Origin of the sequence: Thalassobellus citreus (assembly GCF_044385915.1) — a bacterium.
In the GTDB taxonomy this organism is placed as follows: domain Bacteria; phylum Bacteroidota; class Bacteroidia; order Flavobacteriales; family Flavobacteriaceae; genus Thalassobellus; species Thalassobellus citreus.
On the sequence record NZ_JBISCC010000120.1, the window covers coordinates 132,757 to 156,837 of the forward strand.

The window sequence follows — 24,081 nt, forward strand, 5'->3', positions numbered from 1 at the left end:
TAAAAATTAATTTTCAACAACCATTAGAGAAGGAGAAAGGCTTTAAAAACAACCGTTATTCTTAACACCTACAGTAGCAATAAATCCTGTTGTGTAATAAATTGAATTCTGCTTAGGTTAAAAAGATATATTCAAATAAAAAGGATGCCTTACATAAAGTAAGACATCCTTTTTAACACTAACTAAATATTATTATATTCTACTAATGCTCATTTAATCTAAAGTCTGGATAAGCATCCATACCGTGTTCATGAGCATCTAATCCTTCTAATTCTTCTTTTTCAGAAACTCTTATTCCCATTGTTTTCTTAAGCGTATAAATAATAATAAACGCTGTTACCAAACAAAATACGGCATAAGAACCAACACCTATTAATTGGCTAATAAATTGATCCATTCCTGCTAAGTTACCAAATAAACCAACTGCTAATGTTCCCCAGATACCACAAATAAGATGTACAGCAATGGCTCCAACAGGATCATCTAATTTTAATTTATCTACAAAACTCACTGCAAATACAATTAAAGCACCTGCTATAGCTCCGATTATAATAGCATCTGTTGGACTCATTTGATCTGCTCCTGCAGTAATACCAACTAAACCTCCAAGTATTCCGTTTAAGAACATGGTTAAATCTAAATTCTTAAACATAGCAGTAGAAACCAACATACAAACCACACCTCCGGCAGCAGCAGCTAAACATGTAGTAACTAAAGTTAACGATGTTAATTCTGGATCGGCAGAAAGTACAGAACCTCCATTAAACCCAAACCATCCTAACCAAAGAATTAAAACCCCTGCAGTTGCTAATGGAATATTATGACCTGGAATAGCTTGTGGTTTTCCATCTTTAAATTTTCCAATACGAGATCCTAATAACCAAACAGCTACTAAAGCCGCCCAACCTCCTACAGAGTGTACTAGAGTTGAACCTGCAAAATCATAAAAAGGTGTATCTAGCATTTGTAAAAATCCGCCACCCCATTTCCAAGATCCTGCAATTGGGTAAACAAATCCAACATAAACAATAGCAAAAATCATAAATGGTACAATTTTCATACGCTCAGCTACAGCTCCAGAAACTATGGTTGCTGCAGTTGCTGCAAACATACCTTGGAATAAGAAATCTGTCCAATAGGTATAGCCTTCATTATATGTTAAATCTAAAGCGCCTTCAGCTGTTAGTGGTGAATCTAAGCCAAAACCTGCAAAACCAAAAATTCCTGAAGAACCTTCAGCAAAACCTGGGTACATTAAATTAAAACCTACTAAGCAATATAATAATAGCCCGATAGTAATAATAAAAATGTTTTTAAATAATATGTTTATTGTATTCTTTTGTCTAGTTAATCCGATTTCTAAAAATGCAAAACCTAAATGCATAAAGAAAACCAGCGCTGTACAGATCATCATCCATACATTATTTGTTGTTAATAATTCCATAATTATATTTTATTGCCTTATTTTATTGACAGTTAGTTATTTTAAAGTATCTCCTCCTTTTTCTCCTGTACGTATTCTGTAACATTCAGTAACATCTGATACAAATATTTTACCATCTCCAACTTCTCCTGTTCCAGCAGAATTAAGAATAGCTTGTATCGTTGCCTCTTCAAAATCATCATTCACAACGATTGATACATACCTTCTTTGTATATCACTTGTACTGTAAGACACCCCTCTATATACATGTCCTTCTTTTTCATTTCCCAAACCAGTAACATCCCAGTAAGAGAAAAAATTCACACCAACTTCATGTAAAGCTTCTTTAACGACGCGATACTTTGATTTTCTAATAATTGCTTCAATTTTTTTCATAATAATATTATCTTAAATTGTTTAGTATTCAATATTAAAGAATATTTAGATTCTTTTATAAATCTAAACCCACCATTTTTAAACAATTAAAAGATGCCTTATAAATAAGGCATCTTTTTATTAAATTTTCAAAAAAAGTGTATTATAGTAACAGAAATTAATCTTCCATTTCTCTTTGTCTTTTTCCTGGGTAAGCTAATGTTCCGTGCTCAGAAATATCAAGACCTGCAATTTCTTCTGCTTCAGAAACTCTAAGTCCAACTGTCTTTTTCATAATTCCTAAGAAAATAAAAGATAAAACAATTGCCCATACAGCATATGCTAATACGCCTATAGCTTGTGCTCCTAATTGAGCAGCACCACCACCATTGAATAATCCAATACCAGTATCACCATCAATACCCCAAAGACCTATAACTAAAGTTCCCCAAGCACCAGCAACACCGTGTACAGAAATAGCACCTACAGCATCATCAATTTTTAATGTTTTTTCAATAAATCCTATTGAAAGCACTACAAGAATACCACCAATTAAACCAGCTAATACTGCTCCACCTTCGCTCATATTACCACAACCAGCAGTAATACTTACAAGACCTGCAAGCGCTCCGTTTAATGTCATACCTAAATTAGGTTTTCCGTTTTTAATCCAAGTGAATAATAAAGCACTTAATGCACCAGCTGCAGCAGCTAAATTTGTTACAAGTACTACTTGAGAAGCAGCAGTAGCATCGTCACCACCCCAAGCTAATTGAGAACCACCATTAAAACCGAACCATCCTAACCAAAGGATAAATACACCTAAAGTAGCGTACATTTGGTTATGACCGTGCATTTCAACAGGTTTTCCATCTAAGAATTTACCAATTCTTGGACCTACCATCCAAGCAGCAACTAAAGCAGCCCATCCACCAACAGAGTGAACAATAGAAGATCCAGCAAAATCAATAAACTCAGCAGGCATAATTCCGTCAGTATTATTTAACCAACCACCATTCCATTCCCAACCACCAGCGATAGGGTAAATAAAAGCAGTTAATATAATACTAAATATTGCATAAGTTGTGTATTTTGTTCTTCCAGCAATAGCTCCAGAAACAATAGTTGCAGCAGTAGCAGCAAATACAGTTTGAAAGAATAAATCGGCAGCTCCTTGAGAAAAGATAAATCCTCCCCAGTGAAAGAAACCTCCACCTTGATCTGCTCCATACATTAAAGAGTAACCAATAAACCAGAAAGCTAAAGAGCCCACTGCAATGTCTAAGAAGTTTTTCATGGCGATGTTCACCGCATTTTTTGAATCTGTCATTCCAGACTCAACTAAAAAGAAACCAGCTTGCATAAAGAATACTAAGATACCTGAAATAAGCATCCACATCATTCCCATGTCGCCTTCAATAGCGGCAGTATCTTGAATTATAAGGGGCATGTTTAACATTGACATAATATATAATTTTAAGGGTTAGTGTTAAAAAAGAATAAAGTTTCTGCTCTTAGAGAACAGAAACTTTATTTTATTCTCTTTGTTAAATTTTATTTTTTTGTATTCCTTAGAATGTTACAATTGCAGCTAAAGTAAATGCAGCTAAATTATCTGAAGCAGCACCATCAGCATCTAAATATGGCATAGCATCACTCCAAGAATCTAATCTAATTTCTGGCTTAATAATTAAATTATCAATAGTATAACTTCCTGTTAATGTTGTAGCGAACACGCTTTCTTCAGCTGGATTTGCATCTCCATGTAAACCAAAGTACTCTCCTCTTAATCCAATAGAAAAAGCATCAGAAGTAGCTAATTGTGGATACAAAGCAGCACCATAGAAACCAGAACCGTCATTATCGTTGTATGCAGCGTTAATACCTAAGAAGAAAGAATCAGATAAATCGAAACCACCTGTATAATCAATTTCAAAACCTAACCCTCCAGCATTACCGCTATCATAGTATAAGTTTAAGTATTGTCCGTAAAAACCTAATTGTGCTCCAAGTGCATATTCACCAGAAGTAGAAATATCATTAGTATCCCATGGGTTAGTTATTGCTAACATTAAGCTCCAATCATCAGATAAAGCAAAATCAGCTTTTAAACCAACATGAGAAAAAGGTCCGTTTGAAAATAAATATGAACAGCTATAGTTAAAGTTTGCTGCAGGAGCAATAACTTCATATCCTAAAAACGTATTAAATCTACCAAATGTTAAAGTAGTTCCTTCTGAAACATTCCAGTAAACATATGCTTGATTTACAATACCATCAATAATATCTGAATTAAAAGTAGCACCTGCTCCTCTTGGTCCAGTAACTAAATCAAGTACCGCTCCTACTTTCTCTCCTTCATAGCTAGCTATTATATTACCCATACCAACAGCAAAACCAGATTGACCTGCAAAAGCTGTTCCGAAAGATTGACCATCATTATCAGAAGCTGACAAATATGTTTGATAATAAGCATCAACACTACCACTAATAGTTAAAGCTGGTTTTTCGGCTTCCTGTGCAAATAATACCGTTGCCATAAAAAGCATTGAAAGTGTAATTAATTTTTTCATAATGTTTAATTTTAAGTTTTAATTTTTTGGTTAATTTTTCCTTAAGAATGATGTAAAACTATGTTAAAAAGTGTTAACCCCCATAAAAAATAGGGGTATTTGATTAACTTTTATCAATATTCCATTTTTTACCCCTTTTTTTTGGAGGTATTCTGTTTATTTTTTGATTTTTTGGTTTTTCAACAACCAAATACTTTGAGAATTTGTCAATATTTATCAAATTTTAGTGCTTTTATTCTCATCATTTAAAGATTTCTTTATCATTAATTCACATATATGTATTTATTACTAAAAATCATCAATTGAATATTTATTAATAAATCTCATTATTATTGATATATAACTATTTTTAGCTTTGCTTCTCTTAAAAAATCGGAATAATGAATTACCCTCTATTGTTATTTAAAAACTAGGTTATATCTTAGCCTTTCGACTCAAGTTTTTAAACCAAAATTTGTTGATTATGCTGAAGAAACAAGGACTCTATTTACCTGAATTTGAACACGAAAATTGTGGCGCAGGTTTTATTTGTAATCTCAAGGGAGAAAAAACAAATCAAATCATTCATGATGCGTTAGAAATTCTAGTAAAACTAGAACACCGTGGAGGTGTTAGCTCCGATGGAAAAACCGGTGATGGTGCTGGTTTATTAATTGATATTCCTCACGATTATTTTAAACGAGTATGTGATTTTGAAATCCCAACTCAAAGAGAATATGCTGTAGGTATGTTATTTTTACCAAAAGTGTCAAACCAATATCAATTTTGTAAAGATACTTTTGAAAAAGAAATAAAAGCGCAAGGACTTTCTATTTTAGGATGGCGTGAAGTTCCTGTAGATTCTTCGCAATTAGGAGAAATAGCTTTAGCTTCAGAACCTAATATAGAGCAAATCTTTATTGGAAAGACAGAAACTATTGATGAAGCTACTTTTAAAGCAAAATTATATGCTGCTCGAAAAATTGCTGAGCATACTATAAGACTTTCAAAAATATCTCAAAGTGATTACTTCTATATACCAAGTTTATCTACTACAACTTTAATATATAAAGGTATTATAATGCCAGAAGATATTGGGCCTTATTTTACAGATTTACAACAAGAAGATTTAGTAACACGTTTAGCTTTAGTACACCAACGTTTCTCTACTAACACCATGCCAGCATGGGAATTAGCACAACCATTCCGTTATATGTGTCAGAATGGAGAGATTAATACTTTAAGAGGTAACGTAAGCAGAATGCGTGTTCGAGAAGAGATTATGAAAAGTGATGTCTTCGGACCTCAAATAGATAAATTATTCCCAATTATATTACCAGGAAAGTCAGATTCTGCTTCTATGGATATGGTTGTTGAATTATTAACACATACAGGACGTTCGTTACCAGAAGTAATGATGATGATGATTCCTGAAGCATGGGAAAAACACAAAACCATGTCTGAGGAACGCAAAGCATTTTACGATTATAATGCTTGTATTATGGAGCCTTGGGATGGACCAGCTTCTGTGCCTTTTACTGATGGTGATTATGTTGGAGCTTTATTAGATCGTAATGGATTAAGACCTTCAAGATATACGGTTACCAAAAGCGGTAAATTAATTATGTCTTCAGAAATTGGTGTTGTAGAAGTTGCTCCCGAAGATATTGAAAGTCATGGTCGTTTAGAGCCTGGGAAAATGTTCTTGGTAGACATGAATGAAGGTCGTATTATTAACGATGAAGAAATTAAAAGTAAAATTGTTTCTGAAAGACCTTATAAAGAATGGTTAGAAAAAACAAGATTACATTTAAAAGATGTACCTTATACTAATACAACGTGTCCTATCGAAACTATCGATATAAAAACAAGACAACGTTTATTTAACTATACATTCGAGGATATTCAAGAAGTTATCACGCCAATGGCAATAGTTGGTAAAGAAGCTTTAGGCTCAATGGGAATTGATACACCTTTAGCTGTTTTATCTGATAGACCTCAATTAATTTCAAACTACTTTAAACAATTATTCGCGCAGGTTACAAACCCACCTTTAGATGGTATTCGTGAAGAAATTGTAACAGATATTAGCTTATCATTAGGTAAGGATAGAAATATTTTCAGCATTACAGAAAGACAGTGTAGAAAATTAAAAATTCAAAACCCTGTAATTTCTAATGCCGATTTAGAAAAAATAAGAAACATATCAATAGAAAGCTTTAAAGCTGAAACTATTGAAATGTTATATCCAAAAGAAAAAGGACTTAACGGACTTGAAGATGCTTTAGATGATATTATTGTACAAATTGAAAAAGCCTTATTAAGAAAGACGAATATTATTATCTTATCAGATAGAGGTGTTAATAAAGAATTTGCTCCTATTCCGTCTTTACTAGCTTGTTCTTATGTACACCATCAATTGAACCGTTTACGTAAGCGTTCTTATTTCGATATTATTATTGAATCTGCCGAACCTCGTGAACCACATCATTTTGCTACATTATTTGGTTACGGAGCTAGTGCCGTTAACCCATACATGGTTAACGAAATAATTAGAATGCAAGTAAAAGAAGGTTTTATTGAAGGTATTGACGAGCAAAAAGCTGTTGATAATTTCAACAAAGCCATTGGAAAAGGTATTTTAAAAGTGATGAACAAAATTGGAATCTCTACTTTACATTCGTACAGAGGTTCTCAAATATTCGAAATTGTTGGTTTCAACTCGCAATTCGTAGAAAAATATTTCCCATATACGGCTTCAAGAATTGAAGGTATTGGTTTATATGAAATTGAAAAAGAAATTAGCGAACGCTACAAATATGCGTATCCAGATACTTATATTGACAAACGATTAGGCTTAAATATTGGTGGCGATTATAGATGGAGACGTAATGGCGAACGCCACATGTTTAACCCTACAACAGTTGCAAAACTACAACAAGCGGTTAGATTAAGCGATCAAGCTAGTTATGACACATATGCTAAAGCTGTTAATGAGCAGGCAGAAAACTTAATGACCATTCGTGGTTTATTTGAGTTTGATAATTTAGATCCTATTCCATTAGATGAAGTAGAACCATGGACCGATATCGTAAAACGATTTAAAACAGGTGCCATGTCTTACGGATCTATTTCTAGAGAAGCTCACGAAAATTTAGCAATTGCCATGAACCGAATTGGAGGAAAATCTAATTCTGGTGAAGGTGGAGAAGATAGAAAACGTTTTATTCCTGATGCTAACGGAGATAGTAGAAACTCTGCTATTAAGCAAGTAGCTTCTGGTCGTTTTGGAGTAACTTCGCATTACTTATCTAATGCAAGAGAAATTCAAATAAAAATGGCTCAGGGTGCTAAACCTGGAGAAGGTGGGCAATTACCTGGAGAAAAAGTATTACCATGGATTGCATCGGCACGTAACTCAACACCTTTTGTAGGTTTGATTTCACCGCCACCACATCACGATATTTATTCTATTGAAGATTTAGCGCAGTTAATTTACGACTTGAAAAACGCAAATCGTGAAGCACGAATTAATGTAAAATTAGTATCAGAAGTAGGTGTTGGTACTATTGCTGCAGGTGTTTCTAAAGCAAAAGCAGATGTGGTTCTTATTGCAGGTTATGATGGTGGTACAGGAGCATCTCCTTTAACATCATTAAAACACGCAGGACTTCCTTGGGAACTTGGGTTAGCAGAAGCACAACAAACTCTTGTATTAAACAATTTACGTTCTCGTATTGTTGTAGAATGTGATGGCCAATTAAAAACTGGTCGCGATGTTGCTATAGCTTGTTTATTAGGAGCTGAAGAATTTGGATTTGCAACAGCGCCATTAGTAGCTTCGGGTTGTATTATGATGCGTAAATGTCATTTAAATACTTGCCCTGTGGGTATTGCGACTCAAGATAAAGAGTTACGTAAAAACTTTAAAGGTACACCAGAACACGTTATTAATTTCTTCTACTATATAGCTGAAGAATTAAGAGGTATTATGGCACAATTAGGATTCCGTACTATGGATGAAATGATTGGTCAAACTCATAAAATAAATGCTAATAAAGCTATTAAGCATTATAAAGCAAAAGGATTAGATTTATCATCTATCTTACACAGACCTGCTTCTTATAGTAAGATGCCGGTTAAAAATTCTGAGAAACAAGATCATAGTTTAGAAAATGTTTTAGATTTTACCATCTTAAAGCACTCTAGAACAGCAATTGCTAATAAAGTTCCAACAACTTTAGAATTCCCTATTAACAATATAGACCGTTCAGTTGGAGCAATTATTAGTAACGAAATTTCTAAAATACATGGACATCTAGGTTTACCTGAAAATACTTTAAATATAAACTTTACGGGTTCTGCAGGACAAAGTTTTGGAGCATTTGGTGCACATGGACTTACTTTCAACCTTGAAGGAAATACCAATGATTACCTAGGTAAAGGTTTATCTGGAGCTAAAATTATTGTTAAGAAACCTACTAAAGCAGATTTTATTGCAGAAAATAACATTATAGTAGGTAATGTATGTTTATTTGGAGCAGTACAAGGTGAAGCTTATATTAATGGTATTGCTGGCGAACGTTTTGCAGTTCGTAACTCTGGAGCAACTACAGTTGTTGAAGGTGTAGGAGATCACTGTTGTGAATATATGACAGGAGGTAAAGTTATCGTACTTGGTAGTACAGGTAGGAACTTTGCTGCAGGTATGAGTGGTGGTATTGCTTATGTATACGATCCAGAAAATAAATTTGTAAATGGTTTGTGCAATACAGAAACTATAGATTTTGAAGATATCTTACCAGAAGATGCTGCCGATTTAAAATCATGGATTGAAAAACATGTTTTATATACAGATAGTAATCTTGCTAAAAAATTATTAGCCGATTGGGATAATAGCTTAAAGAACTTTGTTCGAATAATGCCTACGGAATACAAGAAAGCATTAGAGCGTTTAGCAAAAGGAGAAGTAATGGTTGAAGAATTAGAAATAGCATAATACGATGGGAAAAGTAACAGGTTTTAAAGAATTCGAAAGAAAAGATGAAACGTACACGCCTGTACCAGAACGTGTAGAACATTATAATGAATTTACAGTACCTTTAAGTGATAAAGATATTACCGAGCAAGGTTCTCGCTGTATGGATTGTGGTATTCCTTTTTGCCATAGTGGTTGTCCACTTGGTAATTTAATTCCAGATTTCAATCACATGGTACACCAAGGTGAATGGCAAAAAGCCTCTTGGATATTACACTCTACAAACAACTTTCCTGAGTTTACAGGTCGTTTGTGTCCTGCTCCTTGTGAGCAAGCTTGTGTATTAGGTATTATTGAAGATCCTATTTCTATTGAAAATATTGAAAAAAATATTGTTGAACGTGCTTTTAAAGAAGGCTGGATAAAACCACAACCACCTAAGACAAGAACCGGTAAAACAGTTGCAGTTGTAGGTTCTGGACCTGCTGGTTTAGCAACTGCCCAACAATTAAATAGAGCAGGACATCTAGTAACTGTTTTTGAAAGAGATGATGCTGTTGGAGGGTTATTACGCTACGGAATCCCTAATTTCAAAATGGAAAAAGGTGTTATAGATCGTCGTGTAGCTATTTTAGAAGCTGAAGGCATTATATTTAAAACCAATATAAATGTTGGTGTAAACTACGATGTAAAAGAATTAAAAGCCTTTGATGCAGTTGTTCTTTGTGGTGGTGCAACGGAAAGAAGAAGCTTACCAACTCCTGGTATTGATGCCGATGGAGTGGTGCAAGCTATGGATTTCTTAACACAACAAACCAAAGTTGTTTTCGGTCAGAAAATTGAAAACCAAGTTATAGCAACTGATAAAGATGTCATCGTTATTGGTGGAGGAGATACAGGTTCAGATTGTATAGGAACGTCTAACCGTCATGGTGCAAAATCGGTAGTTAATTTTGAAATTATGCCGAAACCTCCAGGACATCGTTCTCCAACTACACCATGGCCATATTGGCCATTACAGTTAAAAACATCGTCTTCTCATAAAGAAGGTGTCGAACGTAACTGGTTAATAAACACAAAAGAGTTTGTAAAGGACGAAAACGGAAAGCTAATTGCTTTAAAAACAGTTAATGTTGAATGGGAAATGATTCCTGGCGAACGTCCTAAATTAATAGAAATTGAAGGAACCGAAAAAACATGGCCATGTGATTTAGCATTATTGGCACTTGGATTTACAGGACCTGAAAGCACTATTGCCGATCAATTAGGATTAGACAGAGATCCACGTTCTAATTACAAAGCAGACTATGGTAAATATCAAACAAATATCCCTAATATATTTACTGCAGGCGATATGCGTCGTGGACAATCTTTAATTGTATGGGCTATTTCTGAAGGAAGAGAAGCTGCACGTCAAGTAGATATTTACTTAATGGGTAAATCTGATTTACCATCAAAAGATGTTACTGGTGATTTAGTAGGTGTACATTAAATAATTAATAGAATATAAATAACAAATAAAAAGCCTCAACATATGTTGAGGCTTTTTATTTGTTATTTAACTCGTACCTATAGTTATTAGTCGAAATATATTTGAAACTAGGATGTAGTAATTATTTTTATTAATTACTACAATTCTTTTAAATCAAATTTGTTATGCTTAAAATTAATTATTCTATATTTCTTTTTGTTTTCTTTTCAGCTAATATTCTTTCCTCCCAGAATAAAACAGGAAATATTGTAGAATATTTTGGAAAAGAAAAAGTGAATGATATTAAAGAAGGCAAACTTTTACATGTCTTCAAATCTGCATTTATTTTAGAGACTAAAAAGCTTGGTTTTGAGTCATCATCATTTCCAAAAGACCAAATTTTTGATAAGTTTTTAAAAGACCCTAAATACAAAGTTAAAAATAATGATGTTTTTGATATTGATTATTTGGGCAACGAAATGATATGGAAATCAATAAAAACAGATTCAACAAATAGTTTTACTGGTAAAAATTTAAGGTCTAGTTATATTTATTTTTCATATAATTCGAAAGAGACAAAAACAGTACTATTTGAAGCATCAGGTCATTCCTTAGTTTTAATTAATGGACTACCCCATGAAGGAGACCATTACGATTTTGGTTGGAATTTAATTCCATTAACATTAAAGAAAGGCATCAATACGTTTCTTTTAAAAGTTGGACGATTTCCTAGAATTCGTGCAAGACTTATAGAACCGAAAACTAAAGTACAATTCACTACTAGAGATTTAACTCTCCCAGACATATTAATAGAAGAAAACAAAACATTTAAAGGTGCCATACGTGTTGTAAATGCAAGTGATAATTGGATAAAAAACCATACTATTACATCTAAATTTAATGGAATTACATTAACTTCTAATATTCCTAGTATATCTCCTATGAGTGTTAGAAAAGTTACTTTTGAAATAGCTGCTGTATCAAAACATACCAAAATCGGTGAAAGTCAATTAAATCTACAGTTAAATAATGAGAAAAAAGAAACAATAGATTTTCAAGATATTACCTTACAAATTAAATCAAACCATAAACATCATAAACGCACTTTTACAAGTAATATAGATGGCAGTTTACAATATTATAGTGTGGCCCCTTCAAGTAATTATGGCTTAAAAAATGGTGCGCTGTTCTTATCAGTTCATGGTGCATCAGTAGAAGCTGTTAATCAAGCTAATGCTTATAAACAAAAAGATTGGGGCAACATAATAGCGCCTACCAATAGACGACCATTTGGTTTTGCCTGGGAAGATTGGGGTAGATTAGATGCTCTAGAAGTTTTATCAAATGCAAAAAAAATATACAATCCAGACCCTAAACATATATACTTAACAGGGCATTCTATGGGAGGCCATGGCACTTGGTATTTAGGAGCAACCTATCCAGATAAATTTGCCGCTATTGCACCTTGTGCAGGATATCCTGATCTACTTTTATATAGAGGCAGCTTTTTAAAACAAGTATTAAAAATGCCAAATGAAAATCTTTTTAAATTAGGCATGACTCCAAAAACCATAGAACGTTTAAAAATAAAACATATAGACTCTCCCGTTGAAACTATAATTAAAAGAGCAGGTACACCAAGCAGAACTCTGAAACTAATTCGGAATTATTTACATTATGGCGTTTATATCTTACATGGGGAAAAAGATAATGTTGTGCCTACATATATAGCTCAAGATATGAGAAAACGTTTAGGCGAATTTCATAACGATTTTAATTATTATGAGTATCCTGATGGCAAACACTGGTATGGAAATCACAGCTTAGATTGGGATCCCATTTTTGATTATTTCAAATGGCATAGTATAAAAAACGATGAGGATATAAAGACTTTAGAATTCTATACAGGATCGCCTGGTGTATCTTCTAAATCACATTTTATAACTATACATCAGCAAGAAATTCCTTTTAAAATAAGTTCTTTTAATTTTAAAAAAGAAAAATCCTATGCCTTAAAAACAGATAATACAAATTTAATTGAAATCGATTTTTCAAAAATAAAGGATACCATTAACTCCATTGATATTGATGGAGCAAATTTTAAAGTGTCGAATGATACTAAAGTGTTTTTTAAGAAAACAGATAATATTTGGGCTTTGTCTAACTCTCCTTCTTTACAAGAAAAAGGCCCTCATAGAAATGGTGGTTTTAAAGATGCCTTTAGAAATAATGTTGTGTTTATTTATGCTACAAAAGGGTCTGAAAATGAAAACGAATGGTATTATAATCGAGCTAAATTTGATGCTGAAACTTTTTGGTATAGAGCAAATGGTTCTGTTGAGATTGTAAAAGATGTTGATTTTTCAACACAAAAATACGCCAATCGAAATGTGATTATATATGGAAATAAAAGTAATAATGTGGCTTGGAAAAAATTATTAAAAGATAGTCCTATTCAAGTTAAAAATAATGAAATAGATTTTAATGGAAAAATACTAGAAGGGAAACAATGGGGAATGTATTTTATTGTACCCGATAAAAACAGTGACTATGCTAGTATTGGAGTTGTTACAGCCACAGGAGAAAAGGGAATGAAAGCAGCTTATATGAATCATTATTTAGTTAATGGCACTACATTCCCTGATTTACTACTGTTTGACAATGAGGTTTTAATAAACGGAATGACAGCTGTGAAATGTGCTGGTTTTTTTGGGAATGATTGGTCTGTTGAAAATGGTGATTTTGAATGGAAATAACCTAAATAGTTTCTTAGTATTTATAAAAAAAGCGAACTTTTCAGTTCGCTTTTTTTTATATCAATGTTTATTATCTACTTAGCATTTCGCATAAACTCTTCTGCTTTTTCTACCATATTTTTACTTCCGCAAATAAAAGGAACACGTTCATGTAGTTCTGTTGGAACAACATCTAAAGTCCTAGTAAATCCATCACTAGACTTTCCGTTAGCTTGTTCTGCTAAAAATGCCATAGGATTACATTCGTAAAGTAAACGTAATTTTCCTTTAGAATTTTTTGAACTTTGTGGATATAAATAAATCCCACCTTTAATCATATTTCTATGAAAATCGGACACTAAAGAACCAATGTACCTAGATGTATAAGGTCTGTCTCCTTCTTCTTGTTGACAATATTTAATATAATCTTTAACTCCTTGTGGAAAATGAATATAATTACCCTCATTAACAGAATAAATAGTACCATCTTCAGGAAAACTCATATCTGGGTGCGATAAATAAAATGATCCTATTGCTGGATTTAAAGTAAAACCATTCACGCCATCACCTGTAGTATAAACCAACATAGTAGACGTACCATAAACCACATAACCGGCAGCAACTTGCTCACTTCCTTTTTGTAAAAAATCTTCAAGTTGAACTGGAGTACCTACTGGAGTTACTCTTCTATAAATAGAAAAAATAGTTCCTACAGATACATTTACATCAATATTTGATGAACCATCTAACGGATCTATTAAAACAACATATTTATTTTGATGATTTTCATCTTGACTATTAATAGTTATAAAATCATCTTCTTCTTCACTTGCAATTCCACAAACAATATTTCTCTTAGTTAGCGTTTGTATAAACTTATCATTTGCATAAACATCTAACTTTTGTTGGTCCTCACCCTGTATATTAGTATCGCCGGCAGCACCAATTATATCAACCAAACCCGCTTTGTTAACTTCATGGTTTACAATCTTAGCCGCTAACCTAATAGAATTAAGTAAACTAGATAACTCACCCGAAGAGTATTTAAAAGATGATTGGTTTTCAATAATAAATTCCCCTAATGTTTGCTTTTTATGAGACATAAAGATGTTATTTTAGTTTGTACAAATATCTATAAAATTTAACGAACTACATCGTTTTCGAACGAGATTAATCTTAACAAATCACAAGTTTAAAGTATCTTTGAAAAACATTATTATTCATTATGGATTTTACAATAAGAAAAGCGAAAAAAAAGGATATGTTACATGTCCATCAACTTATTAAAGAACTAGCTGAATTTGAAAAAGAGCCTGAAGCTGTTAAAATAACAGTAGAAGATTTAGAAAAAGATGGTTTTGGTGAACATCCGGCATTCTTTTGTTTTGTTGCAGAAGCAAACTCAAAAATAGAAGGCATTGCTTTAGGATACAACCGATATTCCACCTGGAAAGGAAAAGCCATACACCTAGAAGATTTGATAGTTAGAGAAAAAATGAGAGGTTCTGGGCTAGGTTCTGCACTCTTTGATGAAATTATAAAACACGGTCATAATGAAAATGCAAAACGTATTGTTTGGGATGTATTAGATTGGAATGAACCTGCTATAACATTTTATAAAAAAAAGGGAGCCAATATTATGGAAGACTGGCGCGTTGTACATTTAAACGAAAAAGGTATTAAAGATTATATATCAAAATTATAATATGCAAGTTTTTAAATTTGGTGGTGCATCTGTAAAAGATGCGAATGGTGTTAAAAATTTAGCATCTGTTTTACAAAAAGTAGGTTTTAAAAACACTCTTATTGTGGTTTCTGCTATGGGAAAAACTACAAATAGCATGGAAGTTGTTATTAAAAATTATTTTGAAAATAAAGCTGAATTACAAAACTCAATTGAAGATGTAAAAAAGTATCATAATGATATTCTTTTAGAATTATTTGAAAATAAAAACCACCCCGTTTTTAAAAAAACAACTACTTTTTTTGATGAATTACAAAGTATTTTAAACGTTAATAAATCACCTGATTATAATTTTCTTTATGATCAAGTTATAGGCTTTGGCGAATTAATTTCTACTACTATTATAAGTGAGTATTTAAATTTTATTGGCTTAAAAAATAATTGGATAGATGCTAGAGACTATATTAAAACCGATAATTATTACAGACATGCTAATATAGATTGGGAAGAAACACAGCAGTTAATATCTTCAAACTTTAATAATTCTATTTTAAATATTACACAAGGCTTTTTAGGAAGTGATGCCAATAATTTCACAACAACATTAGGTCGAGAAGGTAGCGATTATACTGCTGCTATTTTTGCTTATTGTTTAAATGCTGAAAGTGTTACCATTTGGAAAGATGTTCCTGGTGTTTTAAATGCTGATCCTCGTTATTTTGAAAATGCTCAGTTATTAAACAAAATATCTTACCGAGAAGCTATAGAATTAGCCTTTTATGGCGCTTCTGTTATTCACCCAAAAACATTACAACCTCTACAAGGAAAAGAAATACCTCTATTAGTTAAATCGTTTTTAAACCCAGAAGCTACAGGTACTACAATTGGAAAAGATGTTACTTTAGAACCCATGATTCCTTGCTTCATTGTAAAGAAAAACCAAGTACTTATTTCTCTTTCATCTTTAGATTTTTCATACATTGTTGAAGAAAATATTAGTGACATTTTTAACCTGTTACATTTATATAAAATGAAAGTCGATGTTATTCAAAACTCCGCAATAAGTTTTTCAGTATGTGTTGATAATATTTACAATAATCTTGAAAAATTATTGCATCACTTAAAAGCAAAATTTAAAGTAACTTGCCATGAAAATGTGTCTCTTTATACAATTAGGCATTATAATGAAAATGCTATTACTCAAATTGAGGCCGATAAAACTGTGTTATTAAAACAATTAACGCAAGAAACAATTCAAGTAGTAACTAAATAAACTATTTAGTACATTTACACTCATGAGTAAACCACAAAATACAGGGTTAGTTACTGCCAAAGAAGTAGCAAAAGCTATAAATATAGATAAGTACAGATTCATTGGAACGTTTATAGGTTGGTTACTTATGAAAACGCTGAAAATATCTACATTAAATAAATTTTACAACAGAAATAAACACCTAAAAGACGTTGTATTTTTAGATAGTATTTTAGGAGAGTTTCAAATTAAATTTGAAATTCCAGAAGAAGACTTAAAGCGTTTACCTAAAGACGGAGCTTATATAACCGTATCTAATCATCCTCTGGGAGGCATTGATGGTATCCTGCTTTTAAAACTGATGTTAGAACAGCGAAAAGACTTTAAAATAATTGCTAATTTTTTATTGCATAGAGTAGCTCCATTAAAACCTTACATCATGCCAGTAAATCCTTTTGAGGATAGAAAAGATGTAAAATCGAGTATTGCCGGTTTTAAAAATTCTATTTTACATTTAAGAGAAGGTCACCCTTTAGGAATTTTTCCTGCTGGCGAAGTATCAACATATCGTGATGGTAAACTTGTAATTGATAAACCGTGGGAGCCAGCGGCGTTAAAACTTATTAAAAAAGCTGAAGTTCCTGTAGTTCCTATTTATTTTCATGCTAAAAACAGTAAATTATTTTACAAGCTTTCAAAAATTAGCGATACGTTTAGAACAGCCAAATTACCATCGGAAGTTTTAACTCAAAAACGTCGTGTTATAAAAGTTAGAATTGGAAAACCTATATCCGTTAAGGACCAAAAAGAGCATACATCTATTGAAAATTTTTCAGAGTTTTTAAGAAGAAAAACATATATGCTTGCTAATGCCTTTGAAGAAAAATCTAAGATATTAGATAGTATATCTTCAACATTAAAAACACCTAAGCTTCCTAAAAACATTGTAACACCTGTAGATGGTTCTTTAGTAACAAAAGAGGTTGAAGATCTTTATAAAGGTGATTTTAGACTTTTACAAAGTAAAAATTACGAAGTGTTTTTAGCTCCAGCAGAAAAAATCCCTAACATTCTTAGAGAGATTGGTCGTTTACGTGAAATCACTTTTAGAGAAATAGGAGAAGGCACCAATGAAGCTATAGATTTAGATACTTTTGATTCTTATTATCATCATATGTTTTTGTGGGATAATGAAAAGAAAGTTCTAGCAGGAGCGTATAGAATGGGCTTAGGCTCGAAAATATTTGAACGCTATGGTATAGATGGTTTTTATTTACAAGACCTGTTTAGGTTTGAGCCAGAACTTTATAAAATGATGAGCCAGTCTATAGAAATGGGACGCGCTTTTATTATTAAAGAATACCAACAAAAACCCATGCCTTTATTTTTACTCTGGAAAGGTATTGTGCATACCACATTGCGTTTTCCTGAACATAAATTTTTAATAGGCGGTGTTAGTATAAGTAATCAGTTTTCAAATTTCTCTAAATCATTGATGATAGAGTTTATGAAATCACATTACTACGATCCTTATATTGCGCAATACGTACATCCTAAAAAAGAGTTTAAAGTAAAACTTAAAGATGCCGATAAAGATTTTGTTTTTGATGAAACTGAAGCTGATTTAAACAAGTTCGATAAGTTTATTGATGAAATTGAACCAGGAGCATTACGCTTGCCTGTACTGCTTAAAAAATACATTAAACAAAATGCTCGCTTAGTAGCATTTAATGTAGACCCATTATTTAACAACTCTGTTGACGGCCTTATGTATATTAAAATTGCAGACTTACCTGAAAGCACTGTAAAACCAGTAATGGAAGAATTTCAAGCAGAATTAGAACGTAAATTTATGGGCAATAATGGAGATTAAAACAGAAACTCTAAAAAAGCTTCTGTTTTAATTTTCAATTATATAGCTAAGTTAAACTAGCAAAAACAAATTTCATTTCGGTTGCTATTTGTAAACTTCTTTTTAAATATGTTTCTGTTTGCTGTGGTGTACCATCAGATTTTTTAGGATCTTCATAAGTTATTGCTATACGTTTATCGCATCCAAAAACCATAGGGCAGCCTTGATCTGCTGAAGAACAAGTCATAATTGCTGCAAATTCTGAAGCAGGATTAAAATCATCACTAAATTGCTTAGAAAATGCGATAACAGCAGGTTCGTTTTCAGAAAACTTAATACTATAAACAGGATTTTCTTCTTCGGATAGTTTAGAAATTTTAAATCCTTGATTTGTTAAAGTCTCTCCTACTTTTGGAAACATGGCGGTTGCTTCTGTACCTCCAGAATAACAAGATACATTATTAATATTAAAATAAGCAGCCATAGTTTGTGCCCAAATTTGAGATAGATGACTACGGCGTGAATTATGCGTGCAAATAAAATTTAAGCGAATAGGTTGCTTTGCTTCAAGCTTATCTTTTAAATAATCAATTAAACCTTGAAGGGTTTCTTGTCTTTCCTCAGAAATTTCATTTATTTCTAGTGAATCTATACTATTAGAAATTTCAGCAAATAATGTTTTATTCATATCATCTATAATTAACAGCAATTTCCATCAGGTGAACAACAAGGTTCGTTACTTGAAACCGTTTCTTCTACCTCTGGAACACCACATATCTCTTTGGCTTTACAATCTGTTTTTTCAACGGCTAATTTAACTATTAAATTATTGCCTCGTATATCAAAATCGTTAACAAATAACTGTGCCGTATGAAATGTTGCATTGCTATATTCAAATTTCACCTCAGCATCTAAAACATAAGGTTTCATTTTACCAACTTTTTTAAGAATAGCTAATGCTTTGTAAACTGTCATGTATTCTGTTTTTCCTAATTCACTAGGACTTTCCCAAAGTTGAATAATAGTTTCTTTCCATGCATCTGTTTGCGAACCACAATCAACAGAATCTATTGTTAAATGTTTCACTTCAGTAATATGATAATTAGCTCCAACTAATAAATTAGGAGCGTATTCAAACAATAAAGATTTGTCTTTATTATCTTCTAGTGCTTTAAATAATTCTTGTGTTTTCATAATTAAGTAATTTTATTTTCCTCAAAAGAGGAAATTTTTTCTTTATTTTATTTTCAATTTAAAAGATTTCTGTCTTCGCAGGAATGACAAAAAGTTTAACAACAGTTAGATTTAGTTGTATTAAAAAACATGTTTAATTGATTCTGGAGTTCTATCCATCGTTCTACATTAATACAATAGCACATGCTTTTCCCTTCTACTTCTCCTTTAAGCAAACCAATACTTTTTAATTCTTTTAAATGTTGCGAAATCGTAGCTTGTGCTAAACCAATTTCCTCAACTAAATCATTACAAATACAAGTATTTTGACTACTTATATATTGAAGAATGGCAACACGTGCTGGATGACCTAGTACTTTAAAAAACTGTGCTAGATCATTTTGATTTTCGGTAAACATATCCGTTTTAGTAATTCCCATATCTTTGTTATTTATATATTGCAATATTACGATGTTAATTTTAAATAAAAAAGTCAAAACGTATTTTTTTGACTTTTTTAAAATATCTATATAATTAGAACCAAGGTTTTTTTCCAGCTTGGTATGTGTTATAAAACTCTTCATCAGATTTGGTTAAGTACATAATACCTTCTATTAAACCAATAATACCAGTTAACCCAGCACCTAAACCACAAGTTATAAAACCAAGAACAAATGTTACTATTAATAATATAATTCCTTCTTTATTATATCCTAAAATAAACTTATGCACACCTAAAGGCCCTAATAATATAGCTAAAACTCCAGCTAATACCTTTTTGTTTTCACCAGTTGCTTTACCAAAGGTTTCTTTAGCACTTTCTGCAAATTCTGAAGCTGTTTCTTTAGCATCCTCAGCAAATTCTTTAGCTTTTTCCTTTGCATCTTCTGCAAATTCTCCTGCTTTATCGGCTGCTTTTTTAGCGCCATCTTTTGCGTCTCCCAACATATCGTTTAGGTCGTCGCTTAAATTTTTTTCATCAGACATAATTATAAAATAATTTTGATTAGGATATAAAGTTAATAAAAATAAACCTATTTTAATTTATGACACACAAATAGAGAAAACGTTACATAAATTTAAAATTTATCTGAAAAACATAATAAACCACCAATAGCAGTAACAATTAATATAAAACGTCTATAATTTACATTGGAAATAAGTTTAACAATATAAACCCCAAAGAAAAAACCAATTATAACCGGTGGAATTAAAACAGAGTTTAAAACCAAAGTTTCTATAGTAATAGTTTTCCAAACAAAAATATGAACAGGTAATTTAAAAACATTTATGATGAAAAATAACCAAGCTGCTGTTCCTATAAACTCATTCTTTGGGAAGCGCATAGCAAGAAAATATATATTAGAAATAGGTCCAGCCAAATTACCTATCATAGTTGTAAAACCGGCCAAAAATCCAGTTACACTTGAAAACAATTTATTTGTTGGTACTTTGTTAGATTTTCTACTTTCTGAATAAAACATGATTAATACTGACACAATAATAATGATTGCCATAAGTCTTTTAAACAAGATCTCTGAAATATCATTTCCTACCCAAACACCAACCAAAACACCAACAATCATCCAAGGAATTAATTTTTTAATTATATCCCACTGTGCATGCCTATTATAATAAATAACCGCAAAAACATCAGCACATATAAGCATAGGTAACAATATTCCTGTAGATGCTTTTTCACCAAACACAAAGGCTAGAATAACCACAATAATAATACCTATGCCTTTAATTCCAGATCTAGATAAACCTAATAAAAAAAAGGCTAATCCTATAAAGACCCATTGTAAAAGAGACAAATTTTGTGATTGAAGAATTTCTAAATAAGACAATAGGCTACGTTTTGTTAAAAAAAACAACTTAACTTCAAGTTGCAAAATTTCAATTTAAAATACTATTATTTTTTACTTTGATTAAAATTAGCTTCATAAAGTGTTATCCAATCTTTTACTGTCATTTTAGAAACTAATTCTCCAATTAATTCAAAAGGAATGGCTTCCATTTTTTTAAACCGAATGCAACTTTTACCCATATCTAGCTTGTATTTGCTATGTTTAGGATACTCGTTTACAAACCATGTATACAATTCTGGATTTGCATAAATACCCATATGATAAAAATTTATAGAGTTTTTTTGTGATGCAAAACTCATAAAAGGTAATGGTTCTGTTGGTTTGCAATGATAACCAGCTGGATATATTGAATGAGGCACAAAATACCCAATCATGCCATATTGTATGCCTTCTTCAAATCCGTTAGGTAAATTTTCATTTACAACTAAACGCAGTTTATTTAAAATAGATTGACGCGTTTCTGGTACTTGACTTATATAATCTTCTGGTGATTTAGCTTTATATTGCATGACTGAAATTATTTACGTTGAAGAATTCCTGAATTTAAAGATATAAAAATTAAAACTAGAATGTTTCTATTCTTTATTCAATAGGAATATAAAAATCTACTATGCATATATTTTTTGGATGCGTTCTAAAATCGTTATGATATATTTCGAAAGGATTTTGTGATGCTTTTTTATAGCCATTCTCATTCATCCAAATAAAAAGACTACTCCATGATGTTTCAAAATTATTTGGTGTTATCTCAAAACGCGCGACAATACACTTCCCTTTTTTAATGGTTTCTAATATAATTTCTCCCTCATTATTAAAAAGCTCGTTTGTTAGTAAACCAATACTCATTCGCACTTTATTTGATGCTGTAATTTTAAAGCTATCATGAAAAATTCTAACCAATTTAGCTTCAGGATTATTCATAAACCCTTTAGGAATGGCCCATTTTTTTAATCTTTCAAAAGTATGTTCAATACCATCAACGCCTATTTGAGTAATACTTACTAATTTTAGTTCCGGCGTTTCTTTAATCTCAATTTTTGCATTCATTTCTATCCATTGTTTTAGATTATTAATGTTGCAAATGTATTTTTCGAAAACTAAGTTTTCTTGTCCGTTCTTGCTTTCAACTTGACGTATCTTGCTAAATTTACTTGGGCTTTGTTTTCTAAATTCACTTGGAGATACGCCATAAAACTTTTTAAATGCTCTTGTAAATGATGTGTTACTTGTAAAACCATATTGTAAAGACAATTCTGAAATTGACACGTCTTTTTTTCGTATTAAAACAGAAGCTGTTTTTTCAAGGCGTATTCTAGTTATGTATGAATTTAAAGTTTCATTTGTAATGGCTTTAAATATTCTATGAAAATGAAAAGGAGAAAATAAAGCTACTTTGGAAACCTTATCTAATGTTAAATTAGAATCAAGATTAGCATCAATAAACTTTAAAGCTTTATTTATTCTGAAAATATAATCGGGTTGTATATCATTTTCTGAATTACTCATTTAATAAACTAACAAAATTTATCTTTAATTTTATCGACAATCGTTTGAGCGAGTTTCTCCTTACTTTCTATTGTCCATCCTGCTACATGAGGAGATAGTAATACGTTTTCAGAATCTATTAAATATTGAAAAGCCTCAGGCATTTTATCTGTAAACAAGTTTTCAAACGATGCTTTTTCATATTCTAAAACATCGAGTCCTGCTCCTAATATTTTTCCTGTTTTTAATGCTGACACCAAATCTGATGTTACAACACTTTTACCACGTGCTGTATTTATGAACCAAAACGGTTTTTTAAAAGCATTGATAAAATCGGAATTTATCATTCCTAAAGTGAGCGGTGTTTGTGGCGTATGTAAACTAAGAACATCTACCTTTTCTTGAAACTCTTGCAAGGTAACTTGCTTCGCATTTTCGTTACTAACGCCTGTTTTAATATCATAACACAGTACCTGTACATCAAACCCTCGTAGCTTTTTTGCAAAGGCATTTCCCATATTGCCATAGCCAATAAGTCCAACGGTTTTTCCATCTAACTCAAAACCTCGATTGTCTTCGCGTAGCCATTTACCTTGTCTTACCTCGGCATCAGCTTTATTAAGTTTGTTAAACAAAGATAAAAGCATACCTAAAGCATGCTCGCCAACAGCATTTCGGTTGCCTTCGGGAGCTGCGATTAAGGTGATGCTTTTTGTTTCGGCATAATCGCAATCTATATTTTCTAATCCTGCACCAACACGACCAATAAATTTCAGGTTTTTTGCGGCATCTAAAAATTGTTTATCTATGGTAAATCGGCTTCTTAAAACAATGCCATCGTAATCTTGAATTTTAGCTTCAATGTATTCTTTTGAAGATGTATAATCTTCGTGGTTGGTAAATCCTAAATCGTTTAGTTGATTTATTAATAGTTCGTGATTGGTATCGAGGTGAAGGATTTTCATTTGAAAAAATTAAGGTTCAAATTTACGAAGTTTTGCGTTAGCGATTGCAGTGGCATCCTTTTTAAAAAATGATAAAACTGATTTTAATGAAGCGATAGATTTAACAGGTAACAGATAACTTAGTAATTAGCTAGAACCTTTTTAAAAAGATATAACGGAAAGCGCGACCTGTTCCTGAACTAAATTCAGGATAAAGGGAACGCCCGAAATAAAAAATTATTTAGATTCCCGTTTTCACGAGAATGTCAATTTCTAAGGAAACCCC

The 24,081-nt window shown here is 31.9% G+C and carries 19 protein-coding genes; 6 read left to right on the forward strand and 13 right to left on the reverse strand.

Annotation, left to right across the window (positions count from 1 at the left end; all coding sequences use genetic code 11):
• Positions 1-202: 202 nt before the first annotated feature.
• The 4 genes from ACH5TX_RS05565 to ACH5TX_RS05580 all read right to left on the reverse strand — a co-directional run bounded on the left by ACH5TX_RS05565 (position 203) and on the right by ACH5TX_RS05580 (position 4,371).
• Positions 203-1,444, reverse strand: coding sequence for an ammonium transporter (locus tag ACH5TX_RS05565; protein WP_439336130.1), 1,242 nt, complete (start codon positions 1,442-1,444; stop codon positions 203-205).
• 36 nt (positions 1,445-1,480) lie between these two features.
• A complete protein-coding gene (locus ACH5TX_RS05570) occupies positions 1,481-1,819 on the reverse strand; it encodes a P-II family nitrogen regulator (protein WP_439338542.1) in 339 nt (112 codons plus the stop codon).
• 157 nt (positions 1,820-1,976) lie between these two features.
• A complete protein-coding gene (locus ACH5TX_RS05575; RefSeq protein ID WP_439338543.1) occupies positions 1,977-3,263 on the reverse strand; it encodes an ammonium transporter in 1,287 nt (428 codons plus the stop codon).
• A 106-nt stretch (positions 3,264-3,369) separates the two neighbouring features.
• Positions 3,370-4,371 carry an outer membrane beta-barrel protein gene (locus ACH5TX_RS05580; RefSeq protein WP_439338544.1) on the reverse strand — a complete coding sequence of 334 codons (1,002 nt, stop codon included), beginning with the start codon at positions 4,369-4,371 and terminating at the stop codon, positions 3,370-3,372.
• A 463-nt stretch (positions 4,372-4,834) separates the two neighbouring features.
• Between ACH5TX_RS05580 and gltB the strand changes: the two genes are divergently transcribed.
• From gltB to ACH5TX_RS05595, 3 genes are all read left to right on the forward strand, one after another.
• On the forward strand, positions 4,835-9,349 hold the full coding sequence (gene gltB, locus ACH5TX_RS05585; protein ID WP_439338545.1) for a glutamate synthase large subunit: 4,515 nt from the start codon (positions 4,835-4,837) through the stop codon (positions 9,347-9,349).
• Between the two features lie 4 nt (positions 9,350-9,353).
• Complete coding sequence (locus ACH5TX_RS05590; protein WP_439338546.1) at positions 9,354-10,820, forward strand: glutamate synthase subunit beta; 1,467 nt, start codon at positions 9,354-9,356, stop codon at positions 10,818-10,820.
• 164 nt (positions 10,821-10,984) lie between these two features.
• Positions 10,985-13,555: a carboxylesterase family protein gene (locus tag ACH5TX_RS05595; RefSeq protein ID WP_439338547.1), complete on the forward strand. Its 2,571-nt coding sequence runs from the start codon at positions 10,985-10,987 to the stop codon at positions 13,553-13,555.
• Between the two features lie 74 nt (positions 13,556-13,629).
• Here ACH5TX_RS05595 and fbp read toward each other — a convergent pair whose 3' ends face one another.
• Positions 13,630-14,637 carry a class 1 fructose-bisphosphatase gene (gene fbp / locus ACH5TX_RS05600; protein WP_439338548.1) on the reverse strand — a complete coding sequence of 336 codons (1,008 nt, stop codon included), beginning with the start codon at positions 14,635-14,637 and terminating at the stop codon, positions 13,630-13,632.
• A 122-nt stretch (positions 14,638-14,759) separates the two neighbouring features.
• Here fbp and ACH5TX_RS05605 point away from each other — a divergent pair, with 122 nt between their 5' ends.
• From ACH5TX_RS05605 to ACH5TX_RS05615, 3 genes are read left to right on the forward strand one after another with little or no spacing between them, the layout of a single operon-like run.
• A complete protein-coding gene (locus tag ACH5TX_RS05605) occupies positions 14,760-15,239 on the forward strand; it encodes a GNAT family N-acetyltransferase (protein WP_439338549.1) in 480 nt (159 codons plus the stop codon).
• A gap of 1 nt (position 15,240) precedes the next feature.
• A complete protein-coding gene (locus tag ACH5TX_RS05610; protein WP_439338550.1) occupies positions 15,241-16,491 on the forward strand; it encodes an aspartate kinase in 1,251 nt (416 codons plus the stop codon).
• Between the two features lie 22 nt (positions 16,492-16,513).
• Entirely contained in the window at positions 16,514-18,343 is a 1,830-nt protein-coding gene (locus tag ACH5TX_RS05615; protein ID WP_439338551.1) for a GNAT family N-acyltransferase, read from the forward strand.
• Between the two features lie 46 nt (positions 18,344-18,389).
• Here the strand turns inward: ACH5TX_RS05615 and ACH5TX_RS05620 are convergent, their stop codons facing one another.
• From ACH5TX_RS05620 to ACH5TX_RS05655, 8 genes are all read right to left on the reverse strand, one after another.
• Positions 18,390-19,010, reverse strand: coding sequence for an arsenate-mycothiol transferase ArsC (locus tag ACH5TX_RS05620; protein WP_439338552.1), 621 nt, complete (start codon positions 19,008-19,010; stop codon positions 18,390-18,392).
• Positions 19,011-19,021: 11 nt separating this feature from the next.
• The gene (locus tag ACH5TX_RS05625) at positions 19,022-19,516 is read right to left on the reverse strand and encodes a DUF6428 family protein (RefSeq protein WP_439338553.1); all 495 of its coding nucleotides are present in this window, start codon (positions 19,514-19,516) and stop codon (positions 19,022-19,024) included.
• Positions 19,517-19,611: 95 nt separating this feature from the next.
• Positions 19,612-19,935 (reverse strand): ArsR/SmtB family transcription factor, encoded by a 324-nt coding sequence (locus tag ACH5TX_RS05630; RefSeq protein WP_439338554.1) that lies wholly within the window; start codon positions 19,933-19,935, stop codon positions 19,612-19,614.
• A 94-nt stretch (positions 19,936-20,029) separates the two neighbouring features.
• A complete protein-coding gene (locus tag ACH5TX_RS05635) occupies positions 20,030-20,482 on the reverse strand; it encodes an NINE protein (protein WP_439338555.1) in 453 nt (150 codons plus the stop codon).
• A 92-nt stretch (positions 20,483-20,574) separates the two neighbouring features.
• Positions 20,575-21,345, reverse strand: a complete 771-nt coding sequence (locus ACH5TX_RS05640) for a sulfite exporter TauE/SafE family protein (RefSeq protein ID WP_439338556.1) — start codon at positions 21,343-21,345, stop codon at positions 20,575-20,577.
• A gap of 65 nt (positions 21,346-21,410) precedes the next feature.
• Positions 21,411-21,875 carry a DUF1801 domain-containing protein gene (locus ACH5TX_RS05645; RefSeq protein ID WP_439338557.1) on the reverse strand — a complete coding sequence of 155 codons (465 nt, stop codon included), beginning with the start codon at positions 21,873-21,875 and terminating at the stop codon, positions 21,411-21,413.
• 73 nt (positions 21,876-21,948) lie between these two features.
• Entirely contained in the window at positions 21,949-22,872 is a 924-nt protein-coding gene (locus ACH5TX_RS05650; RefSeq protein WP_439338558.1) for an AraC family transcriptional regulator, read from the reverse strand.
• Positions 22,873-22,880: 8 nt separating this feature from the next.
• Entirely contained in the window at positions 22,881-23,816 is a 936-nt protein-coding gene (locus tag ACH5TX_RS05655; protein WP_439338559.1) for a 2-hydroxyacid dehydrogenase, read from the reverse strand.
• Between the last annotated feature and the right edge of the window lie 265 nt (positions 23,817-24,081).